We start from the raw sequence: 18898 nt of genomic DNA, 5'->3' as shown, positions 1-18898 counted from the left end.
GCCAGAGGCTGCTACACTGCGCGACATTTTGTTTTGCAGGCCAGTCCCGTGACCACCATCGCCACCGCTTTTAATACTTTGCCGCTTTCCGCCGCCATGCTGGCTAACCTCGACTCCCTCGGTTATGCCCAGATGACGCCGATCCAGGCGCAGAGCTTGCCGGTGATCCTCAAGGGGATGGACCTGATCGCCCAGGCCAAGACCGGCAGCGGCAAGACCGCCGCGTTCGGCATCGGCCTGCTGAACCCGATCAATCCGCGCTACTTCGGTTGCCAGGCGCTGGTGATTTGTCCGACCCGCGAGCTGGCCGACCAGGTCGCCAAGGAAATCCGTCGCCTGGCCCGTGCCGAAGACAACATCAAGGTCCTGACCCTGTGCGGCGGCGTGTCGTTCGGCCCGCAGATCGGCTCGCTGGAGCACGGCGCGCACATCATTGTCGGCACTCCGGGCCGCATCCAGCAGCACCTGCGCAAGGGTTCGCTGGTTCTCGACGGTTTGAACACGCTGATCCTCGACGAAGCCGATCGCATGCTCGACATGGGTTTCTATGACGCCATCGAAGACATCATCGAGCAGACTCCGGCCCGCCGTCAGACCCTGCTGTTCTCGGCCACCTACCCGGTGGGCATCAAGCAACTGGCGTCGAAGTTCATGCGCGATCCGCAAACGGTGAAAGCCGAAGCGTTCCACGACGACACCCAGATCGAGCAGCGCTTCTACGAGATTTCCCCGGAAGAGCGCATGAGTGCGGTGACCAAGGTCCTGCACCACTTCCGCCCGGCCTCCACCGTGGCGTTCTGCTTCACCAAGCAGCAAGTGCAGGAAACCGTCGATCACCTGACCTCCAAAGGCATTTCCGCTGTCGGCCTGCACGGCGATCTGGAACAGCGTGACCGCGATCAGGTGCTGGCGATGTTCGCCAACCGCAGCACTTCGGTGCTGGTTGCCACTGACGTTGCCGCCCGTGGTCTGGACATCGATGCGCTGGACATGGTGATCAACGTCGAACTGGCCCGCGACTCGGAAATCCACATTCACCGCGTCGGCCGTACCGGTCGTGCCGGCGAGAAAGGCATCGCGGTCAGCCTGGTGGCGCCGTCCGAAGCGCACCGCGCTCAAGCCATCGAACAACTGCAGAAAACCCCGCTGAACTGGGATCAGGTGGATAACCTCAAGTCCCAGGGCGGTGCCCCGCTGCAACCGCCGATGAGCACGCTGTGCATCGCTGGCGGCCGGAAAGACAAGGTACGTCCGGGCGACATTCTTGGCGCACTGACCGGTGAGGCTGGCATTCCGGGCGCCCAGGTCGGCAAGATCGCGATCTTCGACTTCCAGTCCTATGTCGCTGTTGAACGCACCGTGGTCATGCAGGCGCTGCAGCGTTTGAACAACGGCAAGATCAAGGGTCGTTCGCTGCGCGTTCGGGTCTTGTAAGCGATCTACCATCCAAAGTAGATCCCCTGTGGGAGCGAGCCTGCTCGCGATGGCGGACTGTCAGCCAACAACTATGTTGCATGTGCCGACCTCATCGCGAGCAGGCTCGCTCCCACATTGGTTTCCGGTGAATTTGAATTTAGTGTGAGGACACCGTTTTGCGCTCTACCGAAGTCGTGATCATTGGCGCTGGCGCCGCAGGGTTGATGTGTGCACTGACCGCCGCCGGGCGTGGGCGTCAGGTGTTGCTGCTCGACCACGCGAACAAGGCCGGCAAGAAAATCCTGATGTCCGGCGGTGGGCGCTGCAACTTCACCAACATGTACACCGAACCGAGCAATTTCCTCTCGCAGAATGCGCACTTCTGCAAATCCGCGCTGGCCCGCTACACCCAGTGGGATTTCATCGGCATGGTCGCCAAGCACGGCGTGCCGTATCACGAGAAGAAACTCGGCCAACTGTTCTGCGATAACAAATCCAGTGACATCCTCGGCATGCTGCTGGACGAGTGCGATCAGGTCGGCGTCAACCTGCACCTCGACACCTCGATCCAGACCATCGAGAAAATCGAGGGCGGTTACCTGCTCGACACCACCCTCGGCCAGATCCAGTGCCAGTCGCTGGTGATCGCCACCGGCGGGCTGTCGATCCCGACGCTGGGCGCGACCGGCTTCGGATATCAGGTCGCCAAACAGTTCGGCCATGAACTGCTGCCGACCCGCGCCGGTCTGGTGCCGTTCACCATCACCGATCAGCTCAAGGACTTGTGCACCGAACTGTCCGGCACCTCGGTGGATTGCCTGGTCAGCTGCAACGACCAGAGTTTTCGCGAGAACATCCTGTTCACTCACCGTGGCCTCAGCGGTCCGGCGATTCTGCAGATTTCCTCGTTCTGGGAGCCGGGCGACACGGTCGAAATCAACCTGCTGCCCGATCACGACGCCGCAAGCTGGCTGCAACAGCAAACCGCCGAGCGTCCGAACAGCGAACTGAAAACCCTGCTCGGCGAAATCTTCACCAAGAAGATGGCCAACCTGCTGGCGGACAACTGGTTCGTCTCCAAACCGATGAAGCAGTACACCCACGCAGAACTGGCGGACATCGCCGAGAAGCTCGGCAGCTGGAAAGTCGTGCCGGCCGGCACCGAAGGCTACCGCACCGCCGAAGTCACCCTCGGTGGCGTCGACACCCGCGAAGTGTCGTCCAAGACCATGGAATCGCTGAAAAGCCCGGGCCTCTACTTCGTCGGCGAAGTGCTGGATGTCACCGGGCATCTGGGCGGGTTCAACTTCCAGTGGGCCTGGGCATCGGGTTACGCCGCCGCGCAGTACGTCTGACCCAAAGCGATACACAAAACCCTGTGGGAGCGGGCTTGCTCCCACAGTGGTGTGTGGTGCATGAAAGGAACACTTTTTGCTGTCAGATGTGATCGGCGCCATTGCGTCGGCGTCATTACTGGCTCAATTTAGCGGCATCGCCTCGGAAGGCCTTCGCACTTCATGTCCTCGACCTCGTTTCGTCAGTCTTTGCGGCGCCTGTGGGCGCTGGATAAATTCAGCTACAGCGTGCGGGTATTCATCGCCCTGACCGGCAGCATGGCGCTGTGCTGGTATCAGGATGAAATGGGGCTGCTGATCCCGCTGTTCCTCGGGATTATCGCCAGCGCCCTGGCCGAGACCGACGACAGTTGGCAGGGCCGCCTCAACGCACTGGCGGTGACGCTGGTGTGTTTCAGTGTCGCGGCGCTGTCCGTGGAATTGCTGTTCCCCTACCCCATCGTGTTCGTCATCGCGTTGGCACTGGCCAGTTTCAGCCTGACCATGCTCGGCGCGCTCGGCGAACGTTACGGGGCGATTGCTTCGGCGACGCTGATTCTTTCCGTCTACACCATGATCGGCGTCGACCAGCGCGGCGGCGCGGTCACGGATTTCTGGCATGAGCCGATGCTGCTGGTGGCGGGTGCCGCGTGGTACGGCCTGCTGTCGGTGCTGTGGCAGGCGATGTTTTCCAATCAGCCGGTGCAGCAGAGTCTGGCGCGGCTGTTCCGCGAACTTGGCTATTACCTGAAGCTGAAATCCTCCCTGTTCGAGCCGATCCGTCAGATGGACGTCGAAGCCCGGCGACTGGAACTGGCCCAGCAGAACGGCCGGGTCGTCGCAGCCCTGAACAGCGCCAAGGAAATCATCCTGCACCGGGTCGGCAACGGTCGTCCGGGCTCGAAAGTCAGCCGTTACTTGAAGCTGTACTTCCTGGCGCAGGACATTCACGAACGCGCCAGTTCTTCGCACTACCCGTACAACGCCCTGGCCGATGCGTTCTTCCACAGCGACGTGCTGTTCCGCTGCCAGCGCCTGCTGCGCCAGCAAGGCAAGGCCTGTCGGGCGCTGGCCGAATCGATCCAGATGCGCCAACCGTTCATCTACGACGCGAGCTTCGCCGAAGCCCTGAGCGACCTGCACGCGTCCCTCGAACACCTGCGCATCCAGAGCAACCCGGCCTGGCGTGGCCTGCTGCGTTCACTGCGGGCACTGGCGGCCAACCTCGGCACCCTCGACCGTTTGCTCAGCGACGCCAGCAACCCCGATGCCCTGGCAGATGCCACCGACAGCAGTCTGCTTGACCGCTCGCCGCGCAACTTCAAGGACGTGTGGATTCGTCTGCGCACGCAGCTGACGCCGACCTCGCTGCTGTTCCGCCATGCCCTGCGCTTGCCGCTGGCGTTGAGCGTCGGCTACGGCATGGTGCACCTGATACACCCGTCGCAAGGCTACTGGATCATCCTCACCACGCTGTTCGTCTGCCAGCCGAACTACGGCGCCACCCGGCGCAAACTCGGCCAGCGGATTTTCGGCACGGCGATCGGCCTGACGATTGCCTGGGCGCTGTTCGATCTGTTCCCAAGCCCGCTGGTGCAGTCGTGCTTCGCCATCGCCGCCGGCGTGGTGTTCTTTACCAACCGCACCACCCGCTACACCGTGGCGACCGCCGCGATCACGATCATGGTGCTGTTCTGCTTCAACCAGGTTGGTGACGGCTACGGGCTGTTCGTGCCGAGACTGTTCGATACCTTGCTCGGCAGCCTGATTGCGGGGCTTGCGGTATTCCTGTTCCTGCCGGACTGGCAAGGTCGGCGCCTGAACAAAGTGCTGGCCAACACCCTCACCTGCAACAGCATCTACCTGCGCCAGATCATGCAGCAATACGCCGCCGGCAAGAGCGACGACCTCGCCTATCGCCTGGCCCGGCGCAACGCGCACAACGCCGACGCCGCACTATCAACAACGCTGGCGAACATGCTGATGGAGCCGGGGCATTTCCGGAAGGAAGCCGATGTCGGCTTCCGCTTCCTGGTGCTGTCGCACACCTTGCTCAGCTATCTGTCAGGCCTCGGCGCGCACCGTGAAACCCAGTTGCCGGCCGAGGTGCGCGAACATTTGATCGACGGCGCCGGGGTGAGTCTGGCGTCGAGCATCGATGAGATCGCCCAGGGTCTCGCGAGCAAACAGCCGATTGCCATTCAAAGTGATGAGGAAGAAGCGCTGGCCAATGAACTTGAGCAGATGCCGGACGAAATCGACGAAGGCCAGCGGCTGGTGCAGACGCAACTGGCGCTGATCTGCCGCCAGCTCGGGCCGTTGCGCACGCTGGCGGCGCATCTGATCAAGGACACAGCCGAGGATTGAGCCGCCTCACATTCCGTGCTGCCTGAGCAGCTTTTCATAGCTGCCATCGGCCTTCATCGACGCAATCGCCTTGTCGAACCCGGCCACAATCTGTTCGTGCTGCGGGTTCTTCAGGCTGACCAGAATATGCAGGCTGTTCTCGCTCAGCGGCTTGGGCAGAAACTCCACCGCGTTACGTACCTTCTGTGATTCCCGGGCCAGGTAATAGCGGGCCACGTATTCGTCTTCCAGGGTCAGCTTTACCCGGTCCGCCGCGAGCATGCGCACGGCCATGGCGAAGTTATGCACAGGGACTTTCTGCAACGCGGTGTCGGCATCGAACGGCGCCGAATAGGCGTAGCCGCGCACTACCGCAACCGGATAGGTGTGCAGTTCCTGCAGGTTGTTGTATTCGATGGGCGCGTCTTTGCGCTTGAGGAAGCGCACGCGATTGAGCAGGTACTCGGCGGAAAACTGCCCGATCTTCGTGCGCTCGTCGTTGTACCAGGCGTTGACCAGCACGTCGTAACGTCCTTCGCCAACACCCAGCAACGCCCGCGCCCACGGCACCTGCTCATAACCGCTGGCATAACCGGCACGGGCCAGGGCCGTGCTGACGATGTCGGTCGCCAGCCCACCGTTGACCAGCGTGTCATCGGTAAAGGGCGGCCAGACGTCGAACACCAGACGCAATTTCTCCGCTGCCGCGCTTTGACCCAGCAACAGCAATCCGATCAAAGCAAAGGCTCGATGCAATCGCGGCATGCTTGAAAATCCTTAGCGGGCGGGCCGCCCGGCGTGTTTTCAGTCAAAACCCCAAGGCCCCTTACCGGCGAATCCCAGGCCCTAACCTTAGCTCATTGAAGCCATTGCACAGTGCTTCCCAGCAGATTACACAAAGTACGGCGAGCCGCGATATTGGAATGATGGCATTTTGGCCTTTGTCACAGATTTCTCAGCCATACAGACATATTTCGGCGGGGCGCTTAGTATCGGGCGACGTTGTTCAAGGAATCGGAAGATGACAATCGAGTGGGTCTGCAAACATCACAGCGATCTGGGACTGGAGCAGCTGTACGCCATTTTGAAATTGCGCTCGGAAGTGTTCGTGGTCGAACAGCGCTGCGCGTACCTGGATCCGGACGGTCAGGATCTGGACGGTGACACCTGCCATCTGATGGGCTGGGACGATGATCAACTGGTGGCGTACCTGCGCCTGCTGGACCCGGAATCCCAGGGTGGCGACGTGGTGATCGGCCGCGTGCTGACCGCACCGGTCGGCCGTGGCAAAGGGCTGGGGCATGAAATGATGGAACAGGCGCTGAAACAGGCCGAAAAGCGTTGGCCTGAAGTGCCGATCTACCTGTCGGCCCAGGCGCATTTGCAGGGGTATTACGGGCGGTACGGGTTTGTGGTGGCCGGTGAGGAATATCTTGAGGATGACATTCCACACATAGGTATGCGGCGGTCCTGAAAAAGCCCCCTCACCCTAACCCTCTCCCGGAGGGAGAGGGGACTGATTGGGGAATATTCGGGAGATACAACGACCTGAACGAGCGTTGTTGAATCCATAATCGCCACACTTGATCAGGTCGATGTATGACGCAAGACACCTCGGTCAGCCCCCTCTCCCTCCGGGCGGTCCGACGTTTCGGGAGGGTTGGGGTGAGGGCAGCGACCTAAAGGCAAACACCCAACTCATGGATACTCGAGAACAGCCTTGATCTGCCGCAAATTCCGCTCAATCCACCCCCGATCAATCGCCCCCCAGTCGCGAATCCGGTAGCGCCCCGCATGATTGCGCGCGCCCTCTTCCTGTTCGAACTCACAGACGATATCCAGATCCGCCAGCGCCGCAATCGTGTCCTGCGCCGTGCGCCGGGGCATGCCGGTGACCTCGGTCAGCGCCGGCACGCTGCTGGCCAGGCCGCTGTCGATCAGGTACGCCACGTACAAGCGCCGGTAGAAACTGCTCTTGGTCTTGCTTACGTCCATGCACGCGCTCCGTTGTTTGATGTCTTATTGCATGTCCCGCCAGGTCAGATACACCCGCAGGTCGAACTCGACCTGGTGGTAGCCCGGCAGCATGTGCTCACATAACTTATAGAACGCCTTGTTGTGATCCGACTCCTTGAAGTGCGCCAGCTCGTGCACGACGATCATCTTCAAAAACTCCGGCGCGGCGTCCTTGAACAGCGAGGCGATGCGAATCTCTTTCTTGGCCTTGAGCTTGCCGCCCTGCACCCGCGACACCGTGGTGTGCAGGCCGAGGGCGCGATGGGTCAGGTCGAGGCGGTTGTCGAACAGCACCTTGTCAATGGCCGGGGCGTTGCGCAGGTATTCCTGCTTCAAGTCCAGCGCGTAGCCGTACAACGCCTTGTCGCTCTGCACATCGTGGCGGCCCGGGTAGCGTTGGCTCAGGTAATCACCGAGGCGGTTGTCGGCGATCAATTGGCGCACCTGATCTTGCAGATTCGCGGGATAGGCCTGGAGGTATTTCAACGCAGTCATGGGGCGGCACGGGTCATGAAAAGGCCGCCAGTGTAGCGAATTCAACCGGCCAACGCGCTCCAGTCGAACGGCTCGGTAAAGCGTACGGTGTCCTCGGCGACCAACGGCCGCGCCACCAGAAAGCCTTGCACGTACTGACAACCATGGGCTTGCAGCCACTGGTATTGCTCGACGGTTTCCACGCCTTCGGCAATCACCAGCAAGCCGTATTCCTTGCATAAGTCGATGACCGTGCGCACCAGTGAAGCGTCGCGGGACGAGTTCGGCAATCGGGCGATCAGGTGGCGATCGAGTTTGAGGGTATCCAGTTCCAGATCGCGCAGATGCGCCAGCGAGCAGGCTCCGGAACCGAAATCATCCAGCGCCACCCGCACCCCGAGATTGCGCAGCAGCTTCAGCTGCTTGCGGGTCTCGTCCGGGTTGATCGTCAGCGCCTCTTCGGTGACTTCCACTTCCATCTGGTGCGGCTGCAAACCATGGCGCTCCAGCACCTGGCGCAATTCGGTCACCAGATTCGGCAGGCCGAACTGAGTGTTGCTCAGGCTCACGCCGATCACCAGATCCTTGGAGAACTCGGCCTCCCACGCCTTACGCTGCCCGGCGCTGCGATGATAGATCCAGCTGCCGAGGCGGCTGATCAACGTCGCCTCTTCCAGCAACGGCAGGAACAGCCCCGGCGGCACGTCGCCGACACTCGGATGCTGCCAGCGCAGCAACGCCTCGAAACCACGAACGCGACCATCGCCAATGGCCACCTGCGGCTGATACACCAGATTGAAATCGCGGTTCTCGATGGCATTACGCACGCTTTCTTCCAGCATCAGCCGCGACCGCGCGCGGCCGTTCATTTCATGATCGTAGAAGCGATATTGCTGACGCCCGGCACGCTTGGCCTCGTACATGGCGATGTCCGAGGCGCGCAGCAAACCGTCGAGATTGTTGCCGCAATCCGGGTAAGTGGCGATGCCGATACTCGCACCCAGCGCAATATCCAGCCCTTCAATCTGCTGACAGATCGACACCCGCTCGATGAGCTTCTCGGCGATCTTCGCCGCTTGCTCGGGGAACTCCAGATCCAGCAGCGCGGTGAACTCGTCACCGCCCATCCGCGCCAGAATGTCGAACGGCCGCAGGCAGGCTTTCAATTGTTCGGAGACCCAGCGCAACACCCGGTCCCCGGCATCATGGCCGAGGGAGTCGTTGACCCTTTTGAAGCCGTCGAGATCGAGGTACATCAACACCCAACTGCTGTCCGTGCGCTCGCCGCGCAGCAGCAGGTTTTCCACAGTCTGGTAAAAACCCCGGCGATTGAGCAGCCCGGTCAGCGGGTCGGTGACCGCCTGAAATTCCAGCTGTTGATGCAGATGACGCACCACCGACATGTCCAGCACCGTCACCACCATCGCGTGCTGTTCACTCGGCAGCGGCGCACAGGACAAGGCCACCGGCACCTGCTGCCCCGGCGCGGTGCGCAGCGACGCGTCGTGTAGACGCAGGGTCTCGCCACGTTTGTACCCGGCGTAAAACTCGGAATCGGCCCACAGCGGAATGTGCGGTTTCTGCAGGTAATCGAGAAACTCCTGCCCTTCCAGCTCCTTCACCGGCGCATTGAGCAACCGGGAAATCGCCGGATTGGCGAAGCGGATCAAGCCATCCTCACCCAACACCAGAATACCTTCGGCAGCGTTATCCAGCACCGAGGCATTGAAGGCCCGCGCCGATTCCAGATCCTGACTCAAGCGCTGCAAGGCCCGGCGATTGCGCTGGTGTTCCAGCAACGCCTGGACTTTCGGCTTGAGAATCTGCGGATCGAAGGGTTTGAACAGGTAATCCACCGCACCGCTGGCGTAACCCTTGATCACGGCGTCCTGGGACTGCTCGTTGGCGGTGAGGAAAATGATCGGGGTCAGGCGCGTGCGCTGACTGCCGCGCATCAGCCGCGCGACTTCGAAACCGTCCATGCCCGGCATCTGCACATCCAGCAGCACCAGGTCGATGTCGTGTTCGAGCAACAGGTTGAGCGCTTCGTAACCGGAAGCGGCGGTCAATACCTGCCAGTCCTGGCGCTGCAGCAACGCGCGCATGCTGATCAGGTTTTCAGGGTAATCATCGACGATCAAAAGGACTGAGCTGCCTTCACCTGGCTGGGGTTGCGCGCATTCCATGCTGCTTCTCTTGTCGGGACAACTCGTGTCGGGGCATCTCGGGTCAGTGTTCCGGGCGGCTTCTCGTGAAAACCGTACAGTCACCGAGTCTTCACTCTAGTCCGGGATCTGTAAAAGCAATAGCTGTCATCCAGCCATCATTTAAACAAACCAGCAGGCAGCCGACTAACGGTCACCGCTGAAGCCCCCGAAAACCGGGAAAGGTGGCATTTCGACAGGATGTTGACGCCAATCATCTGCCGGACGGCCATTAACAAAAAAACGCTCTACGCTTATAAAGGCCGCCCCCAAGAGGCGCGGGCTAGAGCTTCTGGCACGCGCGTGCAAGAGAAATAGAGTGGAAGAACCGACATGATCGACCTCGCAACCTGGAACCTCAGCGTTCCCGTTGGCAGCCCGCCCTACACCGTCGAAACCTCCAAACTGGTGAACGGCTTCAAGGATCAGTACTTCCATTCCGACACCGGAACCCTGTTCTTCTGGTCCCCGGTGACCGGCTCGAAAACCGAAAACGCCATCTACCCGCGCACCGAACTGCGCGAAACCTACAGCAACGGAACATTGCGCAACTGGTATTACCCCGACGCCGACAACCTGCTGCGCGCGACCCTGTCGGTCAACAAGGTGCCAAGCTCGGGCAAGATCGTCATCGGCCAGATCCACGCCTACGAAAGCCAGAAGCCGATGCTCAAGCTTGAGTACCAATACAAAGAAAAAACCGAGACCGGCAACCTGGTGATCAAACTGCGCACCCATCCGGATCAGGACGAAAGCCGCGTTATCACCCTCGCCACCGGGATCAAACTCAATCGCGAGTTCAACTACCTCATTCATCTGAGCCCCGGCGGTGCACTGGGCGTGAGTGCGGCCGGGTATCAGTGGGATTCGCAGATCAGCGCGACGTGGCGCAACAAACCGCTGTACTTCAAGGCGGGCGTGTATGTGCAGGACAACACCGGGTACACCAGCGAGGGTGGGCAGGTGACGTTCAGCAAGTTGGATATCGATCATGACAAATAACAGGACACTGACCTGAGCATCAATTATCGATGACATAGAATAAAAAACGGCAGACTTTCGAAAGTCTGCCGCATGAAACTGATATCGCACCGATGATGAAAAATTAATTATTTTTAAAGTCAAACATCGCAATCAAAGAAAATGCCTTTTCTTCCGCACAAAAGATCACCCCTTTCGGATAATCTCCGCCTCGTTCCAAACAAACAAAGCCCTTGGCCCTCCTGGAATTATCAATCCCGTCCAACTCCAGATGCACGCCGGCAACTGATCCAGGGCCTCCCAGTTCGTGCGGCACATTAAGCTGAAGGTTTTTGTAGAATGTGGAACCAACATAAAACTCATTACTGCCTAGATACTGGAAAAATTTAAAATGGAAATGTTCGCCAGAGTGTTGCAAAAACTCTCTTCCACGAATTGAGACGGTAAAGTGCTCCCCCCGGGAATCGCCAGAAACATTTGAACATCGCCAACACCAACACTAGTGACTCCTTTGTCCTTTTGCATTTTTTCCATCCTGAAAGATAATTGAGCCCTAACAATAATTCGCTAACGAACTCTCCACACCTGTAACATCTGACAGTTTTTTATATTTCAAAAGCATAGACAGAGCAGTTTTTACAACTAAACAAAAAAATCCTAGTCATTTATCCAGTTAAAAGCTGGATAGTGGGTTGAACGCTCTCAAATTCGGAATGACATCAGCGCACTGATCGCGTACTGCAGATCCATCGGCATCAACAGCACGCTTCTCGAAGCCATCGTAAAGCGCAATAGAGAGCTACGTCTGGGGCCTTGACTCTATCGAGTGTGCAAAGCCGCCGAACGCGCCCTCGACCACTACCTCTGCTCCGGCGCCCGCATCATGGCCACGGTCAACGAACCCGACTGCATGTACTTCGCCAACCCCGCCTACAACACCGAATCCCTGCTGGCCAACGCCAGCGAAACCCTCGGCTCCGCCAGCGAAATGCACAACAACTTCGCCGCCTCCCTCACCCCCGCCGACCGCAAAACCGCGATTGGCATTGCGCAACCTGACATCATGAACAATTTACGGACTTGGTTGAACTGTCAGTTATGACAGTTGACGTACAAATTACTACAGCGATACTGAAAGCCCTCTTGGCAGGGCCATCGTAAAAATATCAAAAACTGGAGATACCGATATGAGCACCACAAATTTCAATGCCATTCTAACTACTGGCAGTGCCGACGTTGTCGTTTCGGTCAACGGCCCTTTCAAAGCTGACAATCTATTAATATTTGAGCAACACGACGAAAGCATTAAACTACTTTTCACGAATAATGGGACAACTAACGGTGACCTGGGAGTTTCTTTTACAATCCCAAAAAGAAATGGAAGATATTCGGGCCAGGTCGATCTCATCGGGTATACCGCTTACGCGGCCTATCTTTATAGAATGGGATCCGCAACAGGATTTCTTGATTCAATAGAAGGGCATTACGATGTGGAACATAACCCGGCGAACCAGGAATTAACCGGCAGATTTTATTTCATCGTATGGAACAATCAAGGTTACAAAGCCCCGATTGATTTAACTTTTACAGCTCAAGGCTATTCCCAACAATCCGCCCCAGCTATTTGACTGTCTACTCAGGTGGTGAGACCCGAGAGCTGACCCTGCCAAGTAATACCTACCGCCCAGATACGTTGATCCTCACCCCTACCTCCTTCACCGTTGCCCAACCTTAAACGTCAGCCGCTTAAAGACACTTCGCGTTACTTCATCCAGCCGTAAACTTGTGCCATTGCCTACCAGCACGCCAGACTCCACCGGTTTGGAGAACCAAAGAGAACCAGAGGCAACCGAAGGGGACGGAACCAAAGGCAACAGATTTATTTATCAGCTCTGTATTTCAAGGCGGGCGTGTATGTGCAGGACAACACCGGGTACACCAGTGAGGGTGGGCAGGTGACGTTCAGCAAGCTGGATATCGATCACGATAGATAGCGGCGGCGCGCACGTTTAAGGCCGCTGTTTAAAAGCAGTGCGCGTAACGTCCCGAAGCCTACAACGGCTTGCGTCACGGCCTACCGGTACGCCAGAATCCGCCGGCTTGTGCGCCTGGAGGGCCATCGGTAACTTGATTCGGGTCACTGATTCGCAGTGATCGGGTTTAGTAGCCCGTGGTGTTTTCAGCTACGTGCAACGCGCTATCCATCAGACGTTCCCGTTTGATTGTGATGGCGGCTGTGTGCAGGGCGCTTCGGCGCGCCGGTCAATGCTGAATACTCCCCGGTCTACTAACCTGCGCACAGCTGCCACCCTTCTTTTAGTAGGGAAGGACCGGCAGCTCCTTACAGGAGTTTTCAGCATATGTTCAAAATTACACCGAATCCGCCAGAAACCGATCTGGCCTCCCCCTACGATCCCCTCGACCCCACCAAACTCAACGAAGCAGCCGAACGCGCCCTCGACCACTACCTCTGCCCCGGCGCCCGCATCATGGCCACGGTCAACGAGCCCGACCGCATGTACTTCGCCAATCCCGCCTACAACACCGAATCCCTGATGGCCAACGCCAGCGAAACCCTCGGCTCCGCCAGCGAAATGCTCAACAACTTCGCCGCCTCCCTAACCCCCGCCGACCGCAAAACCGCGATAGGCATCGCACAACTGGTGATGCTTGGGGAATTGGCGGTGAATCAGGCGCTGGATCATGTTGAGCCAACAAAGTAGTCACAACATAAACAGGCGCTATGGGAAATAAACTTCCCTTTGACAATAACCCCGCCTATCGGCGGGGTTATTGCCTGAGCAGAGATCGTCAATAACATTTTTCGACACGACACCAGCCAATTAGCCAGCCATAACTTATAGACGAAGAACTAAATCCAGGAGCGGGTTGGCTTGAATATTGTAATCCGACAGGGTCCGATTATCCTCCAACTGCTTACCGGAATAAATCAAACGAAAAGAATCCGGCGGTTCCTCTGTCTTATCCTGCCATTTAGCTTTGACTTGCTCGATCGAATCAGTCGGCTCGACGTCCAATGTGTGCGTTACATACTTCGACTTAACAAAGATCTTCATATACTCCTCCAGCACAAACATTCATGAAAGTCTCATGATGAAAATCAAAGCCTCGCACAGCACCTGTAAGAACTTACAGGCTCTTATACTTGTTCGCGATAATCGAAAGCAGAAAATAGCCTCTCCAAACCAAACGTCATATGAAATATAAAAAATTGTTATAAAAACCTGTTACATCCAACAGGTGCAATTACTCCCACAACCCCTTAGTCTCACTTGTAGCGCACCTCTCCGATCCTGATAAACGCAAGGAGCGAACCATGGCGGGCCCTACTGGCAATTTCTACAACGACGACAACAGCGTCTGTATAAAGATTAAATCTGCAAATGAAAGTACCGGACGACTTAGCGGTACTCTGGAGGAAAATGGTTATGCCTACCCTGTCGTAGGTGGATACAGCCACGAAGAAGACGGTCTGACTACCAGGGTAAATTTCTCCACCGAAAACTCTGGAGAAAAGGATGACTGGGCGGGAGCGATAGACCGCTGGAACAACTTTCAAAACCTGCGCGTTATTCGAACTCACACTTATCCAGATGGTTTGATGAGATCCGTTGGATATGAATTAAAAAGAAGATAAACCGGTCACATAGAGAACTAGCTTTTGCTGCGTTTTCTCCACTCGAAATAAAAACCTGCTTTCTAATTCTCAATAAATCATCTCACCTGTAAAAACTGACAGTTGGCAATCCGCTTTCGCTCATCAACAATAATGGTGCACCCAAAAACTCCACAACAATAAGTTATCAAGCATTGGCCCGTTTCGATTCAAAAAACTTCTGCATAAAACACTTGATAAACACTGGAGAAAAAAATGCCAACGTTAACGAGCATCCTTCAACCAGCGGTTTCCGGCATCAACCCCGGCTCACAACCAAAAATATACAATGCGCAACCGCCCGGCTCGTTTGCTACAGGCCCGCAAGTGATGCCAACCTTCAAATTTTCCAATAACTACATGGTGCTTTACCACCTGCTCGACCCCGACACCCGAGTAAATGACGTAATTACCTATTACACTTATCCGATCCCTTCGGCGGGCATCCCTACCGTCACGATTTGTACTGTAACGCTAACCCTGCAATATCTGACACCCTGCATTAACAACAAACGGGAACACTTTGAGTTCGAGGCATTTTATAAATTTCCTCGACCAGGGACCTACGACGTTTATTTTGAACAAGTAAATGCCAGCGGCACCTATAACGTAATTTCGCAAAACCTTCGCTTCATTGTTCAATAGAGAAAAAGACTCTCATCTAACGACGATGAAAGTGGGCCGGCTAAATCCCGACCATAAAAACCCGCCTCACGGCGGTTTTTTATGGTCGCGGTAAACGCTAAGACTTAGTTAACCTTCGCGTTCAACTCACCCTTCAGATAACGCTGATACATCGACTCCAGCGAGATCGACTTGATCTTCGAAGCGTTGCCAGCGGTACCGAAAGCTTCGTAGCGAGCGATACATACATCGCGCATCGCCTTGACGGTTTCACCGAAGAATTTACGCGGGTCGAATTCGCTCGGGTTGGTGGCCATCAAGCGACGCATGGCGCCGGCGAATGCCAGGCGCAGGTCGGTGTCGATGTTGACCTTGCGCACGCCGTGCTTGATGCCTTCGACGATCCGTCTGCGGTAAGCCTACGAAACACTACCCTACGAGAATGTTGTGCTAACGTAACATACATATATTTATGTTCCGGTAGCAGCACATGGATTATTTCTTGTTGATCGCTCGCCTTGGCGACCAGTTGCGCGAAAAGCGTATTCGCCGAGGCCTGACCCAAGCTCAGCTTGCCGACCTCGCCGGGCTGACACGATACAAGGTCATCGCCGTAGAAAAAGGCACCCTTTCTGTTGGCATGATCGCCTATGCACGCGTGCTCGGTGCACTGGATTGCGAACTCGCTGTCGTCCCAGCCGCCATGCCAACCCTTGAAGAGCTTGGGGATTTATTCGAATGAAAATGACCTCTCTCAAAGTCAGTACGCCTGAGGGGCATAGTGGCAGGCTTTTCAGCGATGGCGAGGACTTCACGTTCCGTTATCACGACGATGCATTGCCAGATGTGGCTATCAGCCTGTCGATGCCAGTGCGGCATGACGAGTTTCGCCGACGCGAGCTCCACCCTGTTTTTCAGATGAACCTGCCGGAAGGCTATGTGCTGGAGCAGCTGCGTAATCGACTGGCCAAGACCGTGAATGTCGACCCGATGCTGTTGCTGGCGCTCTCCGGTAGCACCTCTCCCATTGGCAGGGTTCAAGTGCGCTCTGAAACGGTTGATGCCTTGCTGGAAGAACAACAATTTCCAGGAGAAAAACTTGAGGAGATTCTGACGTGGGACGGCACGGAAGATATTTTCGCCGGCCTGATGGATCGCTACATTCTGCGAGCAGGCATTTCGGGTGTTCAGCCAAAATTGCTGGTTCCGGAACAACAGGAAGCCGCGTTACCCCGCGTGACCTCGAAAACCTCAGACTTGATTATCAAAAGTGGCCGAGACGAATTTCCCGGTCTGGCAGTCAACGAATTCCTTTGTATGTCCATGGCGAAAGAAGCGGGTATTCCCGTTCCGCCGTTTTACATTTCCGATAATGCCAAGCTGTTCGTCATGCGCCGCTTTGACCGCGACGATCAGCTCAACCCGATCGGTTTTGAAGACATGGCAGTGTTGATGGGGTTGTCGGCCAGCCAGAAGTACAGCAAAAGCTATGCGGCAATTGCCAAGGCCATCCGTGTGTACTGCCCGGCCGAGCATGTACGCGCATCACTTGATCAACTTTTCGATAGTGTTGCCTTGAGCTGCATTGTCGGGAATGGCGACGCTCATTTGAAAAACTTTGGATTGCTTTACTCCGAACCGACTCAGCGCGACGCGCGCCTGGCGCCGGCTTATGACATCGTCAACACCACGGCTTATATTCCGGAGGATGTGCTGGCTCTGGATCTGGCGGGCAACAAGTCGATGCTTGCCTCGCGACAGGGATTGCTGGAGTTTGCCCACACCTGTGAGATCGAGCAGCCGAGGGCGCGCATTCAGCAATTGCTTGCCTCGGTTGAAGCGGTACTTGCGCGCTATCCACAATATCGGGAACAGGCGCCTCATGTGGTGAGTGCCATTGAGCGAGCAGCAGCGCCGTTTACTCTGACTTTTGGATAGCCTCATGACCCGAGGATATCGTCGCTCATAAAAAATCCGCCTCTCGGCGGATTTTTTATTCAGTCAGCTCAACACCCAGTCTCAATTGACCTTGGCGTTCAACTCACCCTTCAGATAACGCTGGTACATGGCTTCCAGCGAGATCGGCTTGATCTTCGAAGCGTTGCCAGCGGTACCGAAAGCTTCGTAACGAGCGATACATACGTCGCGCATGGCCTTCACGGTCTCACCGAAGAATTTACGTGGGTCGAACTCGCTCGGGTTGGTGGCCATCAGGCGACGCATGGCGCCGGTGGATGCCAGACGCAGGTCGGTGTCGATGTTGACCTTGCGCACGCCGTGCTTGATGCCTTCGACGATTTCTTCAACCGGCACGCCGTAGGTTTCTTTGATGTCGCCGCCGTACTGGTTGATGATCGCCAGCCACTCTTGCGGAACCGACGAGGAACCGTGCATCACCAGGTGGGTGTTCGGGATGCGTTTGTGGATTTCCTTGATGCGGTCGATCGCCAGCACGTCACCGGTAGGCGGCTTGGTGAACTTGTAGGCGCCGTGGCTGGTGCCGATGGCAATGGCCAGGGCATCAACTTGAGTCTTCTTGACGAAGTCAGCAGCTTCTTCCGGGTCGGTCAGCATCTGGCTGTGATCCAGAACGCCTTCGGCGCCGATGCCGTCTTCTTCACCGGCCATGCCGGTTTCCAGCGAACCCAGGCAGCCCAGCTCGCCTTCAACCGAAACGCCGCAGGCGTGAGCCATGGCCACGGTTTGTTGAGTAACGCGGACGTTGTATTCGTAGTCGGTCGGGGTCTTGCCGTCTTCGCCCAGGGAGCCGTCCATCATGACCGAGCTGAAGCCCAGTTGGATCGAGCGCTGGCAGACGTCAGGGCTGGTGCCGTGGTCCTGGTGCATGCACACCGGGATGTGCGGGAATTCTTCGATTGCCGCCAGGATCAGGTGACGCAGGAACGGGGCGCCGGCGTATTTGCGGGCACCGGCCGAAGCCTGAACGATCACCGGGGAGTCAGTCTTGTCAGCGGCTTCCATGATGGCGCGCATCTGCTCAAGGTTGTTGACGTTGAAGGCTGGAACGCCGTAGCCGAACTCGGCTGCGTGGTCCAGCATCTGGCGCATGCTGATAAGTGCCATTGTGTGTCTCTCTCCCGGTTTGGGTCGTTAATCGTGCCAGCCTGCCGGAGCGGCGGCGGCTATTCAAGTGATTGCAGATCGGGGGTTGAGGCCCGGCCTGGTGATTCGATAAAGCAAATTCTGTTTTATTCGGCTTTGCAGCCCCGACCGATCAGATCATTGGTGGCGACCCAGTAAACCAGGCCTTCCTCACCTTTGATGTGAAACGCCAGCATGTCGTCGCTGTACAGCGCGCCCGAGGCGCCCGGCTCTTCTTTCAGGTGATAGACCTGATCACCGCCGCCCAGGCGCACATCGACTTCCTTGCGGGCGGCATCGGTGTAGCGCCACAGCACCCTGGCTTGGCTGTCGCACGTCCAGGTGGTCCAGTTATCCACAGGGGCGGACGACTGGAACGGGTTCCACTGCGCGCAACCACCCAACAATCCCAGTGCCGCAACGGCGATCAAGCCTTTCATCCGTGTTCCTCGACCGGCAGCGCACGCCGCCGGCCCTGAGTTAAAGAGTCAGACCGGTCAAGGACAACCATGTTCCTTGGCCGGGGTTTGCGTCTCGTATTTGTCCAGACCGTCCGGGCCCGAGCGCTTGTTCAGCACCGGGTTGGTTTCGGCCTGCCAGTCGGCCTGGTAACAGCCTTTCTGGGCCTCGCCCGGTGCCGGTGTCGGCTCGGCCTTCGGGTTACTCCCGCAGGCCGCCAGCGTACCGGTCAGCAGCAACAGCGCTAACGACTTGACCATCTGAAC

Annotated in this window: 21 protein-coding genes and 2 pseudogenes; 13 read left to right on the top strand and 10 right to left on the bottom strand. The window is 57.3% G+C overall.

All coding sequences use genetic code 11. From position 1 onward, the window contains the following. Positions 1–48 precede the first annotated feature (48 nt). The 3 genes from dbpA (at position 49) to yccS (ending at position 5117) form a co-directional block, all read left to right on the top strand. The gene (gene dbpA / locus ACKUG4_RS19910) at positions 49–1434 is read left to right on the top strand and encodes an ATP-dependent RNA helicase DbpA (protein WP_007959732.1); all 1386 of its coding nucleotides are present in this window, start codon (positions 49–51) and stop codon (positions 1432–1434) included. A 158-nt stretch (positions 1435–1592) separates the two neighbouring features. After that, positions 1593–2771, top strand: coding sequence for a BaiN/RdsA family NAD(P)/FAD-dependent oxidoreductase (locus tag ACKUG4_RS19905; RefSeq protein ID WP_085667407.1), 1179 nt, complete (start codon positions 1593–1595; stop codon positions 2769–2771). 162 nt (positions 2772–2933) lie between these two features. Continuing rightward, positions 2934–5117 (top strand): YccS family putative transporter, encoded by a 2184-nt coding sequence (gene yccS, locus ACKUG4_RS19900; protein ID WP_445434663.1) that lies wholly within the window; start codon positions 2934–2936, stop codon positions 5115–5117. A 6-nt stretch (positions 5118–5123) separates the two neighbouring features. Here the strand turns inward: yccS and ACKUG4_RS19895 are convergent, their stop codons facing one another. After that, positions 5124–5861, bottom strand: coding sequence for a substrate-binding periplasmic protein (locus tag ACKUG4_RS19895; protein ID WP_064599988.1), 738 nt, complete (start codon positions 5859–5861; stop codon positions 5124–5126). Positions 5862–6117: 256 nt separating this feature from the next. Here ACKUG4_RS19895 and ACKUG4_RS19890 point away from each other — a divergent pair, with 256 nt between their 5' ends. Then, entirely contained in the window at positions 6118–6570 is a 453-nt protein-coding gene (locus ACKUG4_RS19890; protein ID WP_445434662.1) for a GNAT family N-acetyltransferase, read from the top strand. Positions 6571–6794: 224 nt separating this feature from the next. On the opposite strand, the gene ACKUG4_RS19885 is transcribed toward ACKUG4_RS19890, so the two are convergent. The 3 genes from ACKUG4_RS19885 to ACKUG4_RS19875 are packed head-to-tail and all read right to left on the bottom strand — an operon-like array spanning position 6795 to position 9772. After that, complete coding sequence (locus ACKUG4_RS19885; RefSeq protein WP_064380184.1) at positions 6795–7091, bottom strand: winged helix-turn-helix domain-containing protein; 297 nt, start codon at positions 7089–7091, stop codon at positions 6795–6797. A gap of 24 nt (positions 7092–7115) precedes the next feature. Then, the gene (locus ACKUG4_RS19880; protein WP_007959720.1) at positions 7116–7607 is read right to left on the bottom strand and encodes a M48 metallopeptidase family protein; all 492 of its coding nucleotides are present in this window, start codon (positions 7605–7607) and stop codon (positions 7116–7118) included. Positions 7608–7648: 41 nt separating this feature from the next. After that, positions 7649–9772 carry a putative bifunctional diguanylate cyclase/phosphodiesterase gene (locus ACKUG4_RS19875; RefSeq protein WP_445434661.1) on the bottom strand — a complete coding sequence of 708 codons (2124 nt, stop codon included), beginning with the start codon at positions 9770–9772 and terminating at the stop codon, positions 7649–7651. Positions 9773–10123: 351 nt separating this feature from the next. Here ACKUG4_RS19875 and ACKUG4_RS19870 point away from each other — a divergent pair, with 351 nt between their 5' ends. Further along, positions 10124–10792, top strand: a complete 669-nt coding sequence (locus ACKUG4_RS19870) for a polysaccharide lyase family 7 protein (protein WP_011336318.1) — start codon at positions 10124–10126, stop codon at positions 10790–10792. Positions 10793–10895: 103 nt separating this feature from the next. Here the strand turns inward: ACKUG4_RS19870 and ACKUG4_RS19865 are convergent, their stop codons facing one another. Further along, positions 10896–11189: a hypothetical protein gene (locus ACKUG4_RS19865; protein ID WP_445434660.1), complete on the bottom strand. Its 294-nt coding sequence runs from the start codon at positions 11187–11189 to the stop codon at positions 10896–10898. Positions 11190–11603: 414 nt separating this feature from the next. Here ACKUG4_RS19865 and ACKUG4_RS19860 point away from each other — a divergent pair. The 4 genes and pseudogenes from ACKUG4_RS19860 to ACKUG4_RS19845 form a co-directional block, all read left to right on the top strand. Next, positions 11604–11873 (top strand): annotated as a pseudogene (locus tag ACKUG4_RS19860) (DUF6124 family protein); the annotation flags it as partial. Between the two features lie 85 nt (positions 11874–11958). Beyond that, positions 11959–12399 (top strand): hypothetical protein, encoded by a 441-nt coding sequence (locus tag ACKUG4_RS19855; protein ID WP_445434659.1) that lies wholly within the window; start codon positions 11959–11961, stop codon positions 12397–12399. A 249-nt stretch (positions 12400–12648) separates the two neighbouring features. Next, positions 12649–12765 carry a polysaccharide lyase family 7 protein gene (locus ACKUG4_RS19850; RefSeq protein WP_476748349.1) on the top strand — a complete coding sequence of 39 codons (117 nt, stop codon included), beginning with the start codon at positions 12649–12651 and terminating at the stop codon, positions 12763–12765. Between the two features lie 366 nt (positions 12766–13131). Further along, on the top strand, positions 13132–13494 hold the full coding sequence (locus ACKUG4_RS19845) for a DUF6124 family protein (RefSeq protein WP_445434658.1): 363 nt from the start codon (positions 13132–13134) through the stop codon (positions 13492–13494). A 135-nt stretch (positions 13495–13629) separates the two neighbouring features. On the opposite strand, the gene ACKUG4_RS19840 is transcribed toward ACKUG4_RS19845, so the two are convergent. Beyond that, the gene (locus tag ACKUG4_RS19840) at positions 13630–13848 is read right to left on the bottom strand and encodes a ubiquitin-like protein (RefSeq protein ID WP_445434657.1); all 219 of its coding nucleotides are present in this window, start codon (positions 13846–13848) and stop codon (positions 13630–13632) included. A 260-nt stretch (positions 13849–14108) separates the two neighbouring features. Between ACKUG4_RS19840 and ACKUG4_RS19835 the strand changes: the two genes are divergently transcribed. Both ACKUG4_RS19835 and ACKUG4_RS19830 read left to right on the top strand, forming a co-directional pair. After that, positions 14109–14429, top strand: a complete 321-nt coding sequence (locus tag ACKUG4_RS19835; protein ID WP_445434656.1) for a hypothetical protein — start codon at positions 14109–14111, stop codon at positions 14427–14429. A 234-nt stretch (positions 14430–14663) separates the two neighbouring features. Then, complete coding sequence (locus ACKUG4_RS19830) at positions 14664–15092, top strand: hypothetical protein (RefSeq protein ID WP_064600001.1); 429 nt, start codon at positions 14664–14666, stop codon at positions 15090–15092. Positions 15093–15196: 104 nt separating this feature from the next. Here ACKUG4_RS19830 and ACKUG4_RS19825 read toward each other — a convergent pair. Beyond that, a pseudogene (locus tag ACKUG4_RS19825) lies at positions 15197–15475 on the bottom strand (class II fructose-bisphosphate aldolase); the annotation flags it as partial. Between the two features lie 86 nt (positions 15476–15561). Between ACKUG4_RS19825 and ACKUG4_RS19820 the strand changes: the two are divergent. Next, on the top strand, positions 15562–15813 hold the full coding sequence (locus ACKUG4_RS19820) for a helix-turn-helix domain-containing protein (protein ID WP_039767977.1): 252 nt from the start codon (positions 15562–15564) through the stop codon (positions 15811–15813). Further along, positions 15810–17009: a type II toxin-antitoxin system HipA family toxin gene (locus ACKUG4_RS19815; RefSeq protein WP_445434655.1), complete on the top strand. Its 1200-nt coding sequence runs from the start codon at positions 15810–15812 to the stop codon at positions 17007–17009. The genes ACKUG4_RS19820 and ACKUG4_RS19815 overlap by 4 nt, the downstream gene beginning before the upstream one ends. Positions 17010–17090: 81 nt before the next feature. Here the strand turns inward: ACKUG4_RS19815 and fba are convergent, their stop codons facing one another. The 3 genes from fba to ACKUG4_RS19800 form a co-directional block, all read right to left on the bottom strand. Continuing rightward, entirely contained in the window at positions 17091–18155 is a 1065-nt protein-coding gene (gene fba, locus ACKUG4_RS19810; RefSeq protein WP_085646941.1) for a class II fructose-bisphosphate aldolase, read from the bottom strand. A gap of 125 nt (positions 18156–18280) precedes the next feature. Beyond that, a complete protein-coding gene (locus tag ACKUG4_RS19805; RefSeq protein WP_085646942.1) occupies positions 18281–18613 on the bottom strand; it encodes an MliC family protein in 333 nt (110 codons plus the stop codon). Between the two features lie 57 nt (positions 18614–18670). Continuing rightward, positions 18671–18892, bottom strand: a complete 222-nt coding sequence (locus ACKUG4_RS19800; RefSeq protein ID WP_007959706.1) for a hypothetical protein — start codon at positions 18890–18892, stop codon at positions 18671–18673. Between the last annotated feature and the right edge of the window lie 6 nt (positions 18893–18898).

Source organism: Candidatus Pseudomonas auctus (genome assembly GCF_048654275.1).
GTDB classification, from domain to species: domain Bacteria; phylum Pseudomonadota; class Gammaproteobacteria; order Pseudomonadales; family Pseudomonadaceae; genus Aquipseudomonas; species Aquipseudomonas pharyngis.
Note: the sequence above shows the minus strand (reverse complement) of the source record. Positions and strands in the feature narration are given on the sequence as shown.